General features: G+C 71.1%; 16 protein-coding genes. 4 read left to right on the forward strand and 12 right to left on the reverse strand.

Annotated features, from left to right (window positions below):
• Positions 1-17 precede the first annotated feature (17 nt).
• From atzF to ppk2, 6 genes are all read right to left on the reverse strand, one after another.
• Positions 18-1,769, reverse strand: coding sequence for an allophanate hydrolase (gene atzF, locus DEJ19_RS01580; RefSeq protein ID WP_258377393.1), 1,752 nt, complete (start codon positions 1,767-1,769; stop codon positions 18-20).
• A complete protein-coding gene (uca, locus tag DEJ19_RS01585; protein WP_502869784.1) occupies positions 1,766-5,467 on the reverse strand; it encodes an urea carboxylase in 3,702 nt (1,233 codons plus the stop codon). Before uca ends, atzF begins: the two co-directional genes overlap by 4 nt.
• On the reverse strand, positions 5,464-6,168 hold the full coding sequence (locus DEJ19_RS01590; protein WP_111032602.1) for an urea amidolyase associated protein UAAP2: 705 nt from the start codon (positions 6,166-6,168) through the stop codon (positions 5,464-5,466). Before DEJ19_RS01590 ends, uca begins: the two co-directional genes overlap by 4 nt.
• A complete protein-coding gene (locus tag DEJ19_RS01595; RefSeq protein ID WP_111032603.1) occupies positions 6,168-7,007 on the reverse strand; it encodes an urea amidolyase associated protein UAAP1 in 840 nt (279 codons plus the stop codon). Before DEJ19_RS01595 ends, DEJ19_RS01590 begins: the two co-directional genes overlap by 1 nt.
• A 15-nt stretch (positions 7,008-7,022) precedes the next feature.
• Positions 7,023-8,651, reverse strand: coding sequence for an APC family permease (locus tag DEJ19_RS01600; RefSeq protein ID WP_111233198.1), 1,629 nt, complete (start codon positions 8,649-8,651; stop codon positions 7,023-7,025).
• A gap of 158 nt (positions 8,652-8,809) precedes the next feature.
• Positions 8,810-9,718 carry a polyphosphate kinase 2 gene (ppk2, locus tag DEJ19_RS01605; protein WP_027467245.1) on the reverse strand — a complete coding sequence of 303 codons (909 nt, stop codon included), beginning with the start codon at positions 9,716-9,718 and terminating at the stop codon, positions 8,810-8,812.
• A 177-nt stretch (positions 9,719-9,895) separates the two neighbouring features.
• Between ppk2 and DEJ19_RS01610 the strand changes: the two genes are divergently transcribed.
• Positions 9,896-10,255 carry a UBP-type zinc finger domain-containing protein gene (locus DEJ19_RS01610; RefSeq protein ID WP_071404761.1) on the forward strand — a complete coding sequence of 120 codons (360 nt, stop codon included), beginning with the start codon at positions 9,896-9,898 and terminating at the stop codon, positions 10,253-10,255.
• A gap of 18 nt (positions 10,256-10,273) precedes the next feature.
• Here the strand turns inward: DEJ19_RS01610 and msrA are convergent, their stop codons facing one another.
• Entirely contained in the window at positions 10,274-10,795 is a 522-nt protein-coding gene (gene msrA / locus DEJ19_RS01615) for a peptide-methionine (S)-S-oxide reductase MsrA (protein ID WP_110863542.1), read from the reverse strand.
• A 182-nt stretch (positions 10,796-10,977) separates the two neighbouring features.
• Here msrA and DEJ19_RS01620 point away from each other — a divergent pair, with 182 nt between their 5' ends.
• Positions 10,978-11,352 carry a hypothetical protein gene (locus DEJ19_RS01620; RefSeq protein ID WP_111233197.1) on the forward strand — a complete coding sequence of 125 codons (375 nt, stop codon included), beginning with the start codon at positions 10,978-10,980 and terminating at the stop codon, positions 11,350-11,352.
• Between the two features lie 184 nt (positions 11,353-11,536).
• On the opposite strand, the gene DEJ19_RS01625 is transcribed toward DEJ19_RS01620, so the two are convergent.
• The 3 genes from DEJ19_RS01625 to DEJ19_RS01635 all read right to left on the reverse strand — a co-directional run bounded on the left by DEJ19_RS01625 (position 11,537) and on the right by DEJ19_RS01635 (position 13,347).
• A complete protein-coding gene (locus DEJ19_RS01625) occupies positions 11,537-11,716 on the reverse strand; it encodes a hypothetical protein (RefSeq protein WP_111233196.1) in 180 nt (59 codons plus the stop codon).
• Between the two features lie 387 nt (positions 11,717-12,103).
• Positions 12,104-12,925, reverse strand: a complete 822-nt coding sequence (locus DEJ19_RS01630) for an aldo/keto reductase (protein WP_110863533.1) — start codon at positions 12,923-12,925, stop codon at positions 12,104-12,106.
• 35 nt (positions 12,926-12,960) lie between these two features.
• Positions 12,961-13,347 carry a hypothetical protein gene (locus tag DEJ19_RS01635; RefSeq protein WP_146250650.1) on the reverse strand — a complete coding sequence of 129 codons (387 nt, stop codon included), beginning with the start codon at positions 13,345-13,347 and terminating at the stop codon, positions 12,961-12,963.
• A 134-nt stretch (positions 13,348-13,481) separates the two neighbouring features.
• Between DEJ19_RS01635 and DEJ19_RS01640 the strand changes: the two genes are divergently transcribed.
• A complete protein-coding gene (locus DEJ19_RS01640) occupies positions 13,482-14,213 on the forward strand; it encodes an OBAP family protein (RefSeq protein WP_111233194.1) in 732 nt (243 codons plus the stop codon).
• A 61-nt stretch (positions 14,214-14,274) separates the two neighbouring features.
• Here DEJ19_RS01640 and DEJ19_RS01645 read toward each other — a convergent pair whose 3' ends face one another.
• Entirely contained in the window at positions 14,275-14,736 is a 462-nt protein-coding gene (locus DEJ19_RS01645; RefSeq protein ID WP_110863530.1) for a DUF4383 domain-containing protein, read from the reverse strand.
• A gap of 173 nt (positions 14,737-14,909) precedes the next feature.
• Between DEJ19_RS01645 and DEJ19_RS01650 the strand changes: the two genes are divergently transcribed.
• The gene (locus tag DEJ19_RS01650; protein WP_110863529.1) at positions 14,910-15,266 is read left to right on the forward strand and encodes a VOC family protein; all 357 of its coding nucleotides are present in this window, start codon (positions 14,910-14,912) and stop codon (positions 15,264-15,266) included.
• An 84-nt stretch (positions 15,267-15,350) separates the two neighbouring features.
• On the opposite strand, the gene DEJ19_RS01655 is transcribed toward DEJ19_RS01650, so the two are convergent.
• A complete protein-coding gene (locus tag DEJ19_RS01655) occupies positions 15,351-16,370 on the reverse strand; it encodes a LacI family DNA-binding transcriptional regulator (protein WP_111233193.1) in 1,020 nt (339 codons plus the stop codon).
• Positions 16,371-16,424: the final 54 nt, after the last annotated feature.

The raw sequence follows: 16,424 nt of genomic DNA on the forward strand, positions 1-16,424 counted from the left end.
CTGACAGCCGGTGTCCGTCACGACTGCTCCCGGTACGCGCGCCAGCCGCCGTGGTGGGTGATGTCCTCGGCCCCCTGGACCGCGAACGGCTCGACCAGGAACCCGGTGACGTCGGTACCGTCGTCAAGCGCCACGGTGCCGATCGTCATCGGTGCCGGCAGGGCCGCGACGAAGGTGCCGAAGCCGGCGGCTGGCAGGCGCCAGACCTCCCCGACGATGCCCGAGCCCGAGCCCGAGCCCGAGCCGGAGCCCGGCGCGGCGGCGCCGGGCGCGACCGGACCCACGCGGACCAACCCGGGCTTGGGCGGCACCGTGTCGAGGGCGTACAGCCGGTAGTCGGACGCGGTGCGGACCTCCCGGACGAACGATCCGCCGGACGCGACCAGCTGTCCGTTCAGCGGCTGACCGCGCAGGTGCGCCCCGACGACCAGCAGGTCGACGGTCGGGGCGGCGAACGCGGACGCCAGCGCCGCCAGGCGTCGGTCGCTGAACGCCGGACCGGTGAGCATGACGCCGAACGGCAGGCCGTCGACGAACCCGGCGGGCACGGCGAGCGAGGCCATGTCGAGCAGGTTCGCGAAGTTCGTGTACCGACCCATCCGGCTGTTCGCGCCGATCGGGTCGGCCGCGACCTGCTCGAGCGTCGGGTGCCACGTCGTCGTCGGGGTGAGCAGGGCGGTCGTGCCCTCGAGTGCTGCGCGACCCGCTGCCCCGAACGCGTCGAGTCGTTCCTGGTCGGCGAAGAGCTCCGCGGCGGTCGGCCGTGCGCCACCGAGGACGATCGCGGCGACCGACGGGTCGAGGTCGGCACCGACCTCGTCGCGGTGGGCCTCGATGTGGGCGCCGACTGCTGCATACCGCTCGGCGACGAAGGCGCCGTCGTAGAGCAGCGACGCGGCGTCGAGCAGGGGTGCGATGTCGACCTCGACCACCTGGTGTCCGAGCGCACGGAACCGGTCGACGGCCGCGGCGAACGCCTCGGCCCAGCCGGGTGCGAGCCCCTCGAGTTGCGACGGCAGCGGCACCGCGATGCGGGGGACGGCCGGCAGGTCGGCGAGGGCGAGGTCGGGCCGCGCGAGCGGGTCGACGCCGTCCGGACCGGCCATCAGCTCGGCCGCCGTGCGCGCCAGGTCGAGTGACCGGGCGAACACCGTGACGCAGTCCTGCGAGCGGCAGGCGGGGACGACCCCGGTGTTCGGCACGAGCCCCTTCGTCGGCTTGACCCCGACCAGGTTGCCGAGCGCGGCGGGCACCCGGCCGGACCCGGCGGTGTCGGTGCCGAGCGCGAAGTCGACGATGCCCAGGGCGACCGCCGTGGCGGAGCCGCTCGACGAGCCGCCGGAGATCCGCGTCGGGTCCCAGGCGTTCCGGACCGCACCGAACGGCGAGCGGGTGCCGACCAGGCCGGTGGCGAACTGGTCGAGGTTCGTCTTGCCGACGACGACGGCGCCGGCGGCGCGGAGCCGGGCGACGGCGGTGGCGTCGGCGGCGGGGTCGTGGGCGTAGGAGCGGGCGGCTGCGGTGGTGGGCAGGCCGGCGACGTCGATGTTGTCCTTCACGGCGAACAGCAGGCCGGCCAGGGGCAGGGACGGGTCGACGGCTTCGGCCTCCGCCAGCACGTCGGCACGGTCGCGCAGCGTGATCCAGACCTCGGGCCGGTCGACGGCGTCGATGCGGGCGAAGGCGTCACGGACGCGGGCCGCGGCGGACGTCGTGGCGGCCGCAGTGGCGGCGGTCGGGCCGGCGCTCGCCGCGCCGATCCCGCTCACGCTGCCGCTCCGATCGCCGCGAGGACCTGCCCCGGCGCGACCTGGTCGCCCGGCTTGATGTACACCTCGAGCACGTGGCCCGGCACCGGTGCGTGCACCATCGACTCCATCTTCATCGCCTCCACGGCCAGCAGCTTCTGTCCCTCGTCCACACGGTCACCCGGGCGGACGTCCACCTGCCACACGGTCGAGGTGAAGGGGGCGTACACGGCGGTCGACCCCTCCGGCACCGTCACGGCGTCGGCCACCACGGCGGCCGGTTCGTCACGGACGTCGAACTCGCCCGATGCCCGCCACCGCTCCTTCTCCTCGCCGAACGCCTGTGCCTGCTGCGCCCGGAAGTCCGCGATGGACCCGGCGTTGTCGGCCAGGAACCGGTTGTACGACGCGATCGAGAACTCGCCCTCGACGGTCTCGAACGAGCCACGTCCGGCGTCCGTCTCGGCGCGCAGCTCGAGCAGCTCGTCGGCACCGACCGGGTACCACTCGATCCGGTCGAAGAACCGCAGTGCCCACGGGTTCTCCTGGAACAGCCCGCCCCGGCGGAACCGGTTCCAGATCTGCACCGTGCGGCCGACGAACTGGTAGCCGCCGGGACCCTCCATGCCGTAGATGCACAGGTACGCGCCGCCGATGCCGACGGAGTTCTCGGCAGTCCAGGTGCGGGCCGGGTTGTACTTCGTCGTGACCAGGCGGTGCCGGGGGTCGAGCGGGGTCGCGACCGGGGCGCCGAGGTACACGTCGCCCAGGCCGAGCACCAGGTAGCTCGCGTCGAACACGGTACGGAAGACGTCGTCGACGCTCTCGAGCCCGTTGATGCGGCGGATGAACTCGATGTTCCACGGCGTCCACGGGGCGTCGTTCCGCACGCCGTTCATGTACCGCTCGATCGCCAGCCGGGTGGCCGGGTCGTCCCACGACAGCGGCAGCTTCACGGTGCGCGACGGCACGACGAGCTGGTCGGTCGGCGGGATCTCGTCCTCGAGCTCGCGGAGCAGCCCCGCCACGTCGCGCGCCTTGAGCACGGACGCGTCGGTGTGCACCTGCAGCGAGCGGATGCCCGGCGTGATGTCGAGGATCCCCTTCGGCGTGTGCTCCTGCAGCTTCGTCATGAGCGCGTGCACGCGCATCCGCAGCGCGATGTCGAGCGTCATGTCGCCGTACTCGACGAGCACGTTGTCGTCGCCGTCGCGTCGGTACGCGACGCTCGGCCGCACGTCGGTCGCGTCCAGGCGGGCGATCACGCCGTCGTCGCCGTCACCCCCGGTGCGCGGCACCGTCCTGGAGGCCCGGCGTGCGTCGAGCGAGGCGGCGTCGGCTTCGCGGACGGGGACGAACCGGACCGTGTCACCCGGTCGGAGCTGGCCCAGCTTCCACAGGTCGCCGCTGGCGACCACGGCGGGGCAGACGAAACCGCCGAGCGACGGCCCGTCCGGCCCCAGGATGATCGGGGTGTCCCCGGTGAAGTCGATCGCACCGACCGCGTACGGGGTGTCGTGGATGTTCGACGGGTGCAGGCCGGCCTCGCCGCCGTCGGTCCGCGCCCACTCCGGCCGCGGCCCGATGAGCCGGATGCCCGTGCGCGCCGAGTTGTGGTGCACGGCGTAGTCGGTGGCGTAGAAGACGTCGAGGTCGGCGCGGGTGAAGAAGTCCGGTGCGGCGTGCGGCCCCTCGGTGACGGCGATCTCCCACGCGTCGGTGAGCGCGGTGCGGCGGTCGGCCGGGGTCGGACCGCCCACCAGGCCCAGACGGGTGCCGGATGGGAACGCCGGGTGCGGGGCGTCCGAGTCCGGGGAGCCCGGGCGCAGGACGTCGCCGGCGAGCAGGGCTCGACCGGCGTGGCCGCCGAAGCCACCGAGCGTGAAGGTCGCGGTCGATCCGAGGTAGGTCGGCACGTCGAAGCCGCCGCGGACCGCCAGGTAGGTGCGGAGGCCCGGACCGGGCACCGTGCCGATCGCCAGGGTCTGGCCGGCGCCGACCTCGACCGGCTCCCACAGCGCCACGGGTTCGCCGTCGAGGGTGACCGGTGCCGGCGCACCCGTGAGCGCCACCACCGCGGCGGCCGAGAAGCGGAGCGTCGGGCCGGTGGCGGTGACCTCGAGCGCGGGGGCGCCGTCCGGGTTGCCCACGGCGCGGTTCGCCTCGGCGAAGGACGCCGCGTCGAACGGGCCGCTCGGCGGGACGCCCACCTGCCAGTACCCGACCCGGCCGGGCAGGTCCTGGATCATCGTCATCGTGCCAGGCGCGACGACGTCGATGCGCGGGTCCGGGTCCTCGGTCGCGTCGAGCGTCGAGGTGGAGTGCGTGGCGGTGCGGAGCTCGAGGTCGTCGGTCAGCGCGCGGAGGAGCCCGGCGTTCGTGACGATGCCGTCGATGCGGGTGGCCGCGAGCCCGTCGCGCAGCAGGTCGAGCGCGTCGTCGCGGGTCTCCCCGGTGGCGATCACCTTGGCGAGCATCGGGTCGTAGAACGCGGACACCTCGGAGCCGGTCTCGACCCAGCCGTCGACGCGGATGCCGGTGCGCTCGCCGGATGCCGTGGTCGCGCTCGGGAACACGGCCTGGGTGACGAGGCCGCTGGAGGGCAGCGAGCCCTTCGCCGGGTCCTCGGCGTAGACGCGGGCCTCGACGGCGTGGCCGTTCGGGGTCCAGGTGCGGTCGAACACGTCGGGCTCGATGCCGGCGGCACCGTCGCGGGCCAGGCGGAGCATGAGCTCGACGAGGTCGACGCCGAACACTTCCTCGGTGACCGGGTGCTCGACCTGCAGGCGGGTGTTCACCTCGAGGAACGACGCCTCCTCGCGCACCGGGTCGTAGACGAACTCGACGGTGCCGGCGCTGCGGTACCCGACGCTCTCGGCCAGGCGGCGGGCGGACGCGTGCAGCTCGGCGCGGACGTGCTCGGGGAGTGCCGGTGCCGGGGCCTCCTCGATGACCTTCTGGTTGCGGCGCTGCAGGGAGCAGTCGCGGTCGCCGATCACCGCGACACGGCCTTCGCCGTCGCCGAAGAGCTGGACCTCGACGTGCCGGGCCGGCCGCACGAGCCGCTCGAGGAAGATGCCGGCCGACCCGAAGTTCGCGGTCGCCAGGCGGACGACGCTCGTGTAGGCCTCGCGGACCTCGTCGAGGGTGGAGCACGCCTGCATGCCGATCCCGCCGCCACCCCCGGTGGCCTTGAGCATGACGGGCAGCCCGATGCGCTCGGCCTCGGCCACGGCGTCGTCGACGCTGGCGAGCAGTCCGGTGCCGGCGAGCATCGGGACCCCTGCTGCGGCGGCCAGCTCGCGGGCGGTGTGCTTCGCGCCGAACCGGACGGTCTGGTCGGCGGTCGGCCCGACGAACCGGATGCCGGCGTCTTCGCAGGCCCGGGCGAAGTCGGTGTTCTCGGACAGGAACCCGTAGCCGGGGTGCACGAGCCCGGCGCCGGTGTCCTTCGCAGCCTGCACCACCGCGTCGATGCGCAGGTACGAGTCGCGGGCGGGTGCGGGGCCGAGCCGGACGGCGGTGTCGGCCTCGCGCACGTGGGGTGCCGCGCGGTCGGCGTCCGAGTAGACGGCGACGGTGCGCATGCCGAGCGCCTTGGCGGACCGGATGATGCGACGGGCGATCTCACCGCGGTTCGCGACGAGGACGGTGTCGGTGCTGAGGGCGGGGGTCTGGTTCACGGTGGCGGTCCCGGTGGGGTCGGGCGCGGCGGTCACGGCTGGACCACGATCATGCGCAGCGGTGTGCAGGAGAAGTCGTTGCAGGGGTTGTTCATCTGCGGGCAGTTCGAGACGACGACGAGCACGTCCCGCTCGGCCCGGATCGCGACCCGCTTGCCGGGGGCGCTCATGCCGTCGACGATCCCGAGGGCTCCGTCGGCCTCGACCGGCACGTTCATGAACCAGTTGAGGTTCGACACGATGTCGCGGGCACCGAGTCCGTGGCGGCCTGCCTCGGCCAGGAAGTTCTCGCGGCAGCCGTGCTGGTACTGGGTGTGGTGCCCGTACCGCAGGGTGTTCGACTCCTTCGAGCACGCGCCGCCGATGGTGTCCTGCCGGTCGATCTCGTTCGCGACGACGGTCATCAGCGGGCGGCCCTCGTTCGACATCAGGACGGTGCCGGTCCTGACGTACGCGTTGCCCTGTGCGGCGAGGGTGTCCGGCACGCTGTACCGCTCGTCGGGGTCGTGGGCGTCGTAGAGCAGGCAGTCGGCGCTCTGGTTGCCGCCGACGTCGACGATGGTGAGCACCTCGCCTGCGCGGACCACGGCGGACCACGGCGCCAGCGGGGCGACCCGGTCGTCGCGGACCACGGTGCCCGGCACCAGGGACTCGCTCCAGTCGAGGGCGACGTCCGGGTCGTGGACGGCTCCGACCGGGACGGTGGAGGTGGGGGTGTGGGTCGTCGTGTCGGTCATCACAGGCCTCGGGCTTCCGCGTGGTCGATCGAGTTCAGGTAGGCGCGGGTGAGCTCCGGCGTCGCGGTGAACCGCTCGTCGGCCGCGGTCGTCGGGGCCCCGCGCCAGGCGTGCACCCGCAGTGGTCCGACGAGGTAGTCCGGGCGGGGGTCGATCGGGTGCGCGACGTTCGCGACCAGCACGAGCAGCGGCAGCTCGGCGACGAGCGTGACGTGGGTGCCCGCGCCCGCCGAACCGGTGAAGGTCATCGCCCCCTCGGCGTCGATCCGCACGCCCTGGAAGAACGAGATGCTCGGCGGCAGGTCCCGCTTCGTGAGCCCGTGCTTCGCGGCGGCCTTCGCGAACAGCGACCGACCGCTCGGGGTGCGCCCCTCGGGTGCCGCGTCGCCGTACTTCCGCTCGTTCCAGGCGTCGGTCGAGGTGCCGCAGAAGGCGTCGTGGTGCCCCGAGGTGTCCTCGAGCACGGTCGCGAGTGCCCGGCCGTCCCCGCTCAGCAGGGGCGAACCCTGGCCCAGGTACGCCTGCCACGGGATCTTCTGGGTGTCGGCGACGTTGAGCCGTTCCCACGGTTCGAGCGCGTTGAACACCAGGACGTTGGCGCAGGCCTGCCCCGTCGGGTCGTCGAACCGCAGCCGTGACCCGCGGGCCAGCACCTTGTGCGTGTACCCGCCCGGCGCCACCGTCTCGGCCCAGACGAGCTGCGCGGGGTCGACGCCCTCGGGGGCGAACGGTGACGACGACGCCGGCAGGTACGGCATGTACTCGGACTGCGAGCCGGCCTGGGCGCGTGCGTCGGACCGGGAGGCGAGCACGCTGTCGGTCTGGTGGAGGTCGCGCATGGGGTTCCTTCCGGATCAGGCTTCGACGGAGGCGGCGGTCGGGCTCGCCGCAGTCGCGGCTGCGGGGACGGGCACCGCCGCGGTGGTGGGCACCTCGGCCAGGGTGATCGGCCCGTGCGTGCGGTGCCGCCAGCTCGACCACGCCCAGCCGACGAGCAGCACGCCGCCGATGAACAGCAGGGCGCTGTACTGCAGCCACCACGAGGTGCCGGTCAGGTCGTAGATCTCCGGCCGGGGCCAGATGAGGTTGATCGCCATGCCGATCTGGAACGCCACGGCCAGCGCGTTGAGCGGGATGCCCCAGCGACCGAGGCTGAACAGCGGCTTGCCGTCCTCGTCCACCCCGGTCGGCAGCCCCGTGCGACGGAGCTTGATCCGCTGGACCAACAGCGGCCCGGTGACCCCGAGGTAGGCCAGGTAGAGCATCGCGATGCACAGGCTGGACAGGGCGGTGAAGATCGCGGACTGCCCGATGTTGACGGCGAGGGCCAGCCCGGCGCCGACCCCGACGACGATCGATGCCGCGATCGGGGTGCCGGTGCGGGGCGAGACCCGGGCGAGGGTGCGGTGGAAGGGCAGCGCCTTCTCGCGCGCCATCGAGTAGACCATCCGGGCGCCGGCGGTCTGCACGGCGAGGGTGCAGGCGAAGACCGCGACGGCGACGGTGCAGAGCAGGAGCCGACCGAGGACGTCGCCCAGGGTCGAGGTGATCACCCAGGCGAGACCCTGCGTGGCGAGCTTGCCGTCGGTCAGGCTCGGGGCCGCGACGAGGGCGCCGATGATGAGCAGTCCACCGCCGAGGCCCGAGACCGTGAGCGCCCGGACGATCGTCTTCGGGGTGGTCCGACGCGGGTTGTGGGTCTCCTCCGCGAGCTCACCGGCCGAGTCGAAGCCGACCATCACGTACGCGGCCATCAGCGAGGACGCCAGGAACGCCCACACGTACGGCTCGGTGCTCGTCGACCCGGCGGTTGTGAACACCACGGACGCGCTGCGGTGCGGCAGCAGGAACAGGGCGCCGATGAGCACGACCACGCCGATGATCTCGATGAGCACGCCGAAGCTCGTCACGCGGGCCATCAGCCGGACGCTCGTGATGTTCACGATCGTCGTCACGGCGAGCATCACCAGCCCGAGGACCACCGCGTTCGCGGCACCGGTCGGCGACGCGACGGACGGGTCCGCGCCCGGACCGCCGACGATCTGGAACCCGTCCCAGATCGCGGGGAGCACGGCCTGCACGGCGATGGCCGCCACCGCGACGGTGAGGATCTGGCCGATGATCATCGTCCAGCCGGTGAACCACCCGAAGCGGGCTCCGGCCAGGCGGCTCGACCACTGGAAGATCGCGCCGGAGATCGGCCAGCGGGCCGCGAGCTGCGCGAAGTTCAGCGCGACGAGCAGCTGGCCACCGAAGACGAGCGGCCACGCCCAGAAGAACGCAGCACCGCCCAGCCCGAAGCCGAGTCCGAACAGCTGGAAGACCGTGGTGAGGATCGAGACGAAGGAGAAGCCCGCCGCGAAGGAGGAGAACGAGCCGACTCCGCGGTGGAGTTCCTGCTCGTAGCCGAGGCGGGCGAGCCCCTGGGTGTCGACGTCGGACGTGGCGCGCGGTGCGTGGAGCGGTGCTTGCGGAGAACGCATGACTGCAGACCTTTCGCGGAGTACCTGTCGGGTGACAGGTAGTGCGACAAGTGTCTTGCGGCCCTGTGTCGTCGCCGTTGCCCGTCTGTTTCGAGTGCGTGACGGCAGGCCTCGGCGTGTAAACGTTCCGAGTCGGCGGGCGGATCAGCGGCGCGGGATCACTCGACGTCGACGTCCCGCTTGCCGCGGCGGACGATGAGCGGGTCGGGCTTGCCGATGACGTCGGCGGCCTTGTCCGGGTAGTCGAACTGCGTCAGGAAGTACCGCATCGCGTTGAGCCGCGCGCGCTTCTTGTCGTTCGACCGCACGATCGTCCACGGCGCGTAGCGCTTGCTCGTCCGGGTGAACATCGCTGTCTTCGCCTCGGTGTAGTCCTCCCACCGGTCGAGCGACAGCAGGTCGATGTCGGACAGCTTCCACCGCCGCACCGGGTCGAGCTGGCGCATCGCGAACCGGGTCCGCTGCTCGCGCCGGGTCACCGAGAACCAGAACTTCGTCAGGTGGATGCCAGAGTCGACGAGCATCCGCTCGAACTGCGGCACCTGGGTCATGAACGACTCGTACTCGTCGTCGCTGCAGAAGCCCATCACCCGTTCGACGCCGGCACGGTTGTACCAGGAGCGGTCGAACAGGACCATCTCACCGGCGGCCGGCAGGTGCTGCACGTACCGCTGGAAGTACCACTCACCGCGCTCGCGCTCGGTCGGCTTGCTCAGCGCGACGACCCGCGACGTCCGGGGGTTGAGGTGCTCCGTGAACCGCTTGATCGTGCCGCCCTTGCCGGCGGCGTCACGCCCCTCGAAGAGCACCACGACCTTCTGGCCGGTGTCCTCGAGCCAGTACTGGCACTTCAGCAGCTCGATCTGCAGCAGGTACTTCTGGTACTCGTACTCGTCCCGCGGCAGGCGCTCCGAGTACGGGTAGTCGTCCTGCCAGGTGAGCACCGGGTTGCCGTGCGGGTCGATCAGCTCCGGGTCGGCCGTCTGACCGTCCGCGACGCTGTACCCCTCGGTCCGCAGCTGTTCGATGTACTCCCGCAACGGCTGCGAGTACGGCGCTGTGTCCACGGTGTCCTCCCTCTGCGAGCCGATCGGCTGTCGGCCCCAGGGCCATCCTGGCCCGGCCACCCGCACGACCGCCCCACGCCTCGCCCTGGACGCGACCCGATGACGGCCTGGAGGCGCGGTGCGGGCCCGCCCCGTGCCTCCCGACCGCATGTGGCCCTTCACAGGCATGATGGGGCCATGACGGACCAGGCCGAGATGATCCACCCCGAGATCGCACCGAGCGGAGACGGGTGCGTCGAGTGCGACGCGACCGGTTCGTGGTGGGTGCACCTGCGCCGCTGCGCGGCGTGCGGCCACGTCGGCTGCTGCGACGACTCGCTCAACACGCACGCGACGCGGCACTGGGAGGAGACCGGGCACGCGGTCATCCAGAGCTACGAGCCCGGCGAGACCTGGGCGTGGGACTACCGCGACGACACCCGCTCCGAGGGGCTCGAGCTCGCAGCACCCACCAGCCACCCCGTGACGCAGGCAGTCCCCGGGCCGGCGGATCGCCTTCCCGGGGACTGGTTGGAACTGCTCGGCGGATCGCGCTGATCCGCAGCGGTCGTCAGGTCAGACGGCCGCGGTCGCCTCGTCGCGGTGCGGGAGCTTCCAGCCCGGACGCACGAAGTGGCAGGTGTAGCCGTGCGGGTTCTTCTCGAGGTAGTCCTGGTGCTCGTCCTCGGCCTCCCAGAACGGGCCGGCCGCGGTGACCTCGGTGACGACCTTGCCGGGCCAGATGCCCGACGCGTCGACGTCCGCGATGGTGTCGAGCGCGACCTGCTTCTGCTCGTCCGAGGTGAAGAAGATCGCCGAACGGTAGCTGCGACCGATGTCGTTGCCCTGGCGGTCCTTCGTCGACGGGTCGTGGATCTGGAAGAAGAACTCCAGCAGGTCCCGGTACGAGATCTGGGACGGGTCGAAGACGATCTCGACCGACTCGGCGTGGTCGCCGTGGTTGCGGTACGTCGCGTTCGGCACCTCGCCGCCGGAGTAGCCGACGCGGGTGCTGACGATGCCGGGACGACGACGGAGGAGCTGCTGCGCTCCCCAGAAGCATCCGCCGGCGAGGATGGCGGTCTCGGTGGTGGTCATGGTGGCCTCCTGGGCTCTCGTGTCACTGGCTGCGACACCGTGTGGTGCAACCGGCAACAGGGACGATCTGTTCCCGTCGTCAGGTCCGCTGTGGGGCACGGACCCACCCGGGTGTGCGATCGGTACGACTCGACCCTACGAGTCCGTGCTCCGTGTCACCCCTGCGGTACGGTCAGCCTCACATGAAGCGGTCATCCATCGACGAAGTCCAGCGCCGTCCACCTGGTTGGTGGCTGCTCGGACTCGCGTTCTGTTTCCTCGTGTTCCTCGAGGTGTTCGCGGCGATCGGCTCGCTGCCGGGGATGCTCGCCGCGCAACTGGAGCAGTACACGCCCTGCGCTTCCGACGTGACGTTGCAGTGTTCGTACGCCGTCGGGGAGACCGCACAGATCCTCGTGCCGCTCCTCGCACTCGTCGTCGCGATCACGACCTGGGTCATCGGGGCGTCCGGTGCTCCCACGGTGCGGCGACGGGTGCTGACGCCGGCGATCGGCCTCGTGGTCATCGTCCTGACCTTCGTACTCGGCGTCGTCGCGATCGATCTGTCGATCCGATGACGGTCGTGAACCGAACTCGCCGCCCCACGCTCCGGAGGACCTGATGCCGTTCACTCAGGTCGGTTTCGAGACAGGGTCGACTGCGAGGTGGATGGCGTCGTCGACGGACACAGGAGCGCTGGTCTCGGTGCCCGGTAGCCGATCGGCTACCGCACCGCCGTGGGCTCGCTGGCCCTTGAGAGCGTCAGAAGTACATGCGCCCCCGCGCGATGTCAGCCTCGGCCTGCCGAAGGGCCTCCGCGACTTCGGGGTCAGTCCCCTCGAAGTTCGCCGCTCGAGAGCCAAAGTTCGTGTAGCGATGCATGACGAACCACAGCACGAGGAGCACCGCCAAGACCAAGCCGGTTCCGATCCACCACCACATGCGGGCAGCGTAAGTGTGACCAACCGCGGGCGCAAGCAAAGCGATGCCCCGTTGCAGGATCGGCTAGCGAGACGCCGCGAGCTCAGAGAGACTGCTCGCCTGTGACGAATCACGGTGAGTCGCGTGAATCCGGGGGGCGCCAAACGCTACACGCCACCCCGGGCGACGAAGGCCAAGGAACCCGCGCCAACATCCTTCTCGACACCGGCATTGCCGTGACGGTCACGGACGCGCCCCGACGACAACCTTGAGCACGAGGACCGGAACTCCGTAGCCGAGATCACGGTGCGTCCGGACGATGGCTGAGCCTCGCCCGTGACTCGGCCGTGTACCGACCGGAGGCGCGGTGCCAGCTGGCACCGCGCCTCCAGTCCGGGTGGGGTCGCGTCAGTTCGCAGTGTCCTCGAGCGCGTCGAGTGCGGCCACGTCCTCGGCGGCCAGCACGAAGTCGACGTCGGCGTTCTCGGCGATGCGTGACGGGGTGGTGGACTTCGGCAGCGGCAGGACGTCCTTCTCGAGCAGGTAGCGGATCGCGACCTGGGCAACGGTCTTGTCGTACTTCGCCGCGATCTCGGCGATCTGCTCGTTCTCGAGCAGGCCGCCGGTGGCGAGCGGGGAGTAGCCCTCGGTCAGGATGTCGTGCTCGCGGTCGAAGGCGGTCGTCTCGTCCTGGGTGTTGCCGATGAACCAGCGGATCTGGTTGGCGTGCGGGACGACGTCCGTGCGGCCGAGCAGGTCCTCGAGGTCGGCGACGGCGAAGTTCGAGACACCGATGCTCTTGGTGCGGCCGGCGTCGTAGAGCTCCTCGAAGACCTTCCACACCTCGACGTTGCCGTCGCGGTGGTCGGAGCCCATGTCGCTCCAGGGCCACGGCGCGTGGATCAGGTACAGGTCGACGTGTCCGAGGTCGAGGTTGTTGCTCGACTCCTCGAAGGCGTCGCGGGCGCCCGAGGCCGTCTTGATCTCGGCCGGCAGCTTCGTGGTGATGAAGAGTTCGTCGCGGGGGATGCCGCTGTCGCGGACGGCCTCGCCGACGCTCGCCTCGTTGCCGTACGCCAGGGCGGTGTCGATGTGGCGGTAGCCGAGGTCGAGGGCGGTCTTCGTGGCGTCGTACGCGTCGGAGCCGGACGGGATCTGCCAGGTGCCGAAGCCGATCTTCGGGATGTGCAGACCGTTGGACAGGGTGAACGTGTCGATGAGTGCGGGCATGCAGCGGACAGTACGCCGGACGGGTTCAGCCACGGTCACGGTGCGGAACGCGGGTGCGCTCGGGCTTGAGCACATTCGGGGAGGAAGTGCCGGTACTCCTCCTTGCGGGCAGCGGTGCTCACTGCGCCGTCGAAGTCGGTCTCCGGAACAACCCCGACCGCGACGTCCCCGTGGCCACCCCCATCGCAGACGGCGACGATGATCCCGTCCGCTCCGTCGGCTTGAGCCAGCGTGGCGGGGCGATGGAGCACCTGTGGAGACAGGTCGTACCAGACGAAGGCGTCGCCGTCTGGGACGAGGGCACCGGCTTCGGTGACCGTCATCCCGACCCGGATCTCCGTGGCGACCGGCGGTGTCAGAGGGGTGCACCCCAGCAACGCTGCCACGAGGGAGCTCACGAGAGCTGCGGCTTGCTTCGTCATCCGACCAGTCTGCCGCGTGCAACACCGCATGCAGAACATCAGCCATTGTGCAGTCGGTCGCCGGCCATGCGAGGGCGGGGAGGTGCCAACGGGTTGCATGGCGCCCACCTCGAACGGACGGAAGGACGCCCCCCATGCCCCTGAACCCCACCGTGCACGACCGGAAGACCGGTGTCACCCCGCCCGGAGAGCCCGGCGGCTTCGAGCTCGCCCTGCTCGACCGCGGCGCCGCCGTGCTGCAGACCTCGGCGCCGCTGCGGGGCTTCGACGTCTACGTGGTCGGCTTCCACTGTGTGAAGGGCGAGCCCGACGTGCAGATGGAGGCGCACCACTTCTGCAAGGTGGTGAACGCCGAGATGCTGCAGTGCGTGCTCTTCGACGGCAACACCGCCAACGCGAACCTGATCGGCATCGAGTACATCGTGTCCGAGCGGCTGTTCGACTCCCTGCCCGAGGACGAGCAGGCGTCGTGGCACCCGCACAACCACGAGGTGTTCTCCGGTGAACTCGTCGCTCCGGGCCTGCCGATCGCGGTCGAGACCGAGCTGATGGGGCACCTGGTGAACTCGTACGGCAAGACCTGGCACACCTGGCACAGCACCCCGATGGGTTCGCAGCCCGCACACGACCTGCCGATCGGTGATCCGATGCTGATGTGGTCGTTCAACCGCGAGGGCGAGGTGGACAGCGCGCTGCAGCAGGACCGGAACCAGGCGATGCGCACCGATCCGGAACCGCGCAAGGAGTCGCGGGCGAAGTACCTCGACCGCGCCCACCCGCAGCGCGGTGTCGGCACGATGCGCGACGCCTTCACCGGCACGACCCCGACCCCGGGCGTCGTCGACGCGGACGACGGACGCCCCTGACGACGGACGGGAGGCCCGTGGCGGTGTCGCCACGGGCCTCCCGTCCGGTGTGTGCTGTGGTTCAGCGCGCGGTGCGCGTACCGATCCGGGGCAGGACGAAGCCGAGCACGATCATCGCGACCGCGAGGAACGCGTGCAGGACGTTGTCGGCGCTGTTGAGCGGCACGAAGTTGGCGGGGTCTGCCATGCCGGCGGTGAACAGGCCGTAGACGAAGAGCACCAGGTAGACGATGCCGCCGACGAGCAGGTACAGGCGGGCGGAGGCGGCGCGGCGGGCGGCGACCAGGCCGACGATGCCGAAGAGCAGGTGCACGATGTTGTGCAGGACGGACACCTGGAACGTGCCCAGGAGCAGGGCCATCGAGCTGTGGCCGGCCATCGACATCGAGCCCATGTCCATGGTGAGGCCGGGGATGAAGCCGGCGATGCCGACGATCAGGAAGACGACACCGAAGACGAACGCGCCCCGCTGGGTCCACGTCGAACCGGAGGCGGTGCGTGCGGTTGCTGCGCTGCTGGTCATGATCAGCCCTCTTTTCTGTACGCGCCGCACTGTGCGGCACACATGACATTCGGAGCGCTTCCCCGGTCGGTTTGCAGCGTGACGACTCAGTGCGTTCGGGGGACAACGAGCCTGTGCCCCCGTGCACGAGCGCTGCCTACCGTCCACGGCACACCACGACGAGAGGAAACACCATGGCAAGTGGAGTCGCAGCAGTCTGGGTCCCGGTCAGCGACATGGAGCGCGCCGTCGCGTTCTACCGCGACACGCTCGGTCTCACCGTCAAGGACCAGTCCGACGACTGGAGCGAGATCGACGCCGGCGGCCTGATGATCGGCCTGAACGGGCGCGAGTCCGCCAGCCAGGCGAGCGAGGGCGGCGCCGTCGTGTCGTTCCAGCCGGACGGCAGCATCGAGGACGAGGTCGCCGCGCTCAAGGAGCGCGGCGCGGACATCCAGGGCGAGATCAGCGAGCACCCGTGGGGCAAGATCATCCCCTTCAAGGACAGCGAGGGCAACGACCTGCAGCTGTACTCGCCCCCGCAGGGCTGACCCGGCCGGGTGCAGGACGCACCCGCAGACGGACGGGAGGCCCGTGGCGACGCCGCTACGGGCCTCCCGTCCGTCCGCGGCCGGCTACGCGGACCCGCGCCAGACGACCTCGGTCGGCAACAGCAGACCGCGTGGACCGTCGTCGCCGCCGATCTGCTCGAGGACCTGGTGCGCCGCCTGCTCGCCGAGCAGGCGCGCCGGCTGCCGCACCGTCGACAGCTGCGGGTCGCACCGCAGCGCCCAGGCGCTGTCGTCGAACCCGACCACTCCGACGTCACCCGGCACGCTCCGGCCGCTGCGCTGCAGGACGTCCATGGAACCGGCGGCGACGGCGTCGGACGCAGCGAACACCCCGTCGATGTCCGGGGCTCGCTCGAGCAGCTCGCGCATGCCCTCGGCGCCGGCGGTGTAGCTGAACAGGGGGTTCCGGGCGACGAGGTCGGGGTCGAAGCGCTCGCCGAGTGCCGCGGTGAACCCCGCCAGGCGGTCCTGGCCGGAGTCGCGGTCGAGCCCGGACGCGAGCATCCCGATCCGGCGTCGACCGGTGTCGATCAGGCGCCGGGTGATCTGCTCGGCTGCGGCGCGGTTGTCGATGCCGATGTACGAGATGTTCGCGGCGTCGGACGGGTGCCCGACGAAGCACGCGGGCATGCCGATCTCCTCGATCGCGCCGGTGATCGGGTCGCCGTCGCGGGCGGACAGCACGATGGCGCCGTCGACGAACCCGCCGCGCAGGTACTCGACCACGCGCTCGCTGTCGCGGGCGGAGTCGACCATGATCGTGACGAGCTGCTGGTCGGCGTCGGACAGCACGGCGTTCGTGCCGATCAGGATGTTGCCGATGTTGGGGTCGTCCAGCACCACGACCGAGGGTTCGTGGACGATGAGCGCGATCGCCCCGGAACGCCGGGTGACCAGGCTGCGGGCGGCGGCGCTGCGCACGTAGCCGACGCGTCGGACGGCGTCCTGCACGGCCTCGCGCGCCTTCGGGGACACGTACGGCTCGTCGTTGAGCACCCGTGAGACGGTGCCGCGCGACATCCCCGCTTCGTCGGCGACGTCCTGGATCGTGGCGCGCTGACGAGCGGATCGGACCTCGGACATGGGGCAACCATATCCGGCGCTGAGGAGCCCTCGGAACGCCTCGCAGTTGACAGG

The sequence above is a fragment of the Curtobacterium sp. MCSS17_016 genome (genome assembly GCF_003234255.2).
Lineage (GTDB): Bacteria > Actinomycetota > Actinomycetes > Actinomycetales > Microbacteriaceae > Curtobacterium > Curtobacterium flaccumfaciens.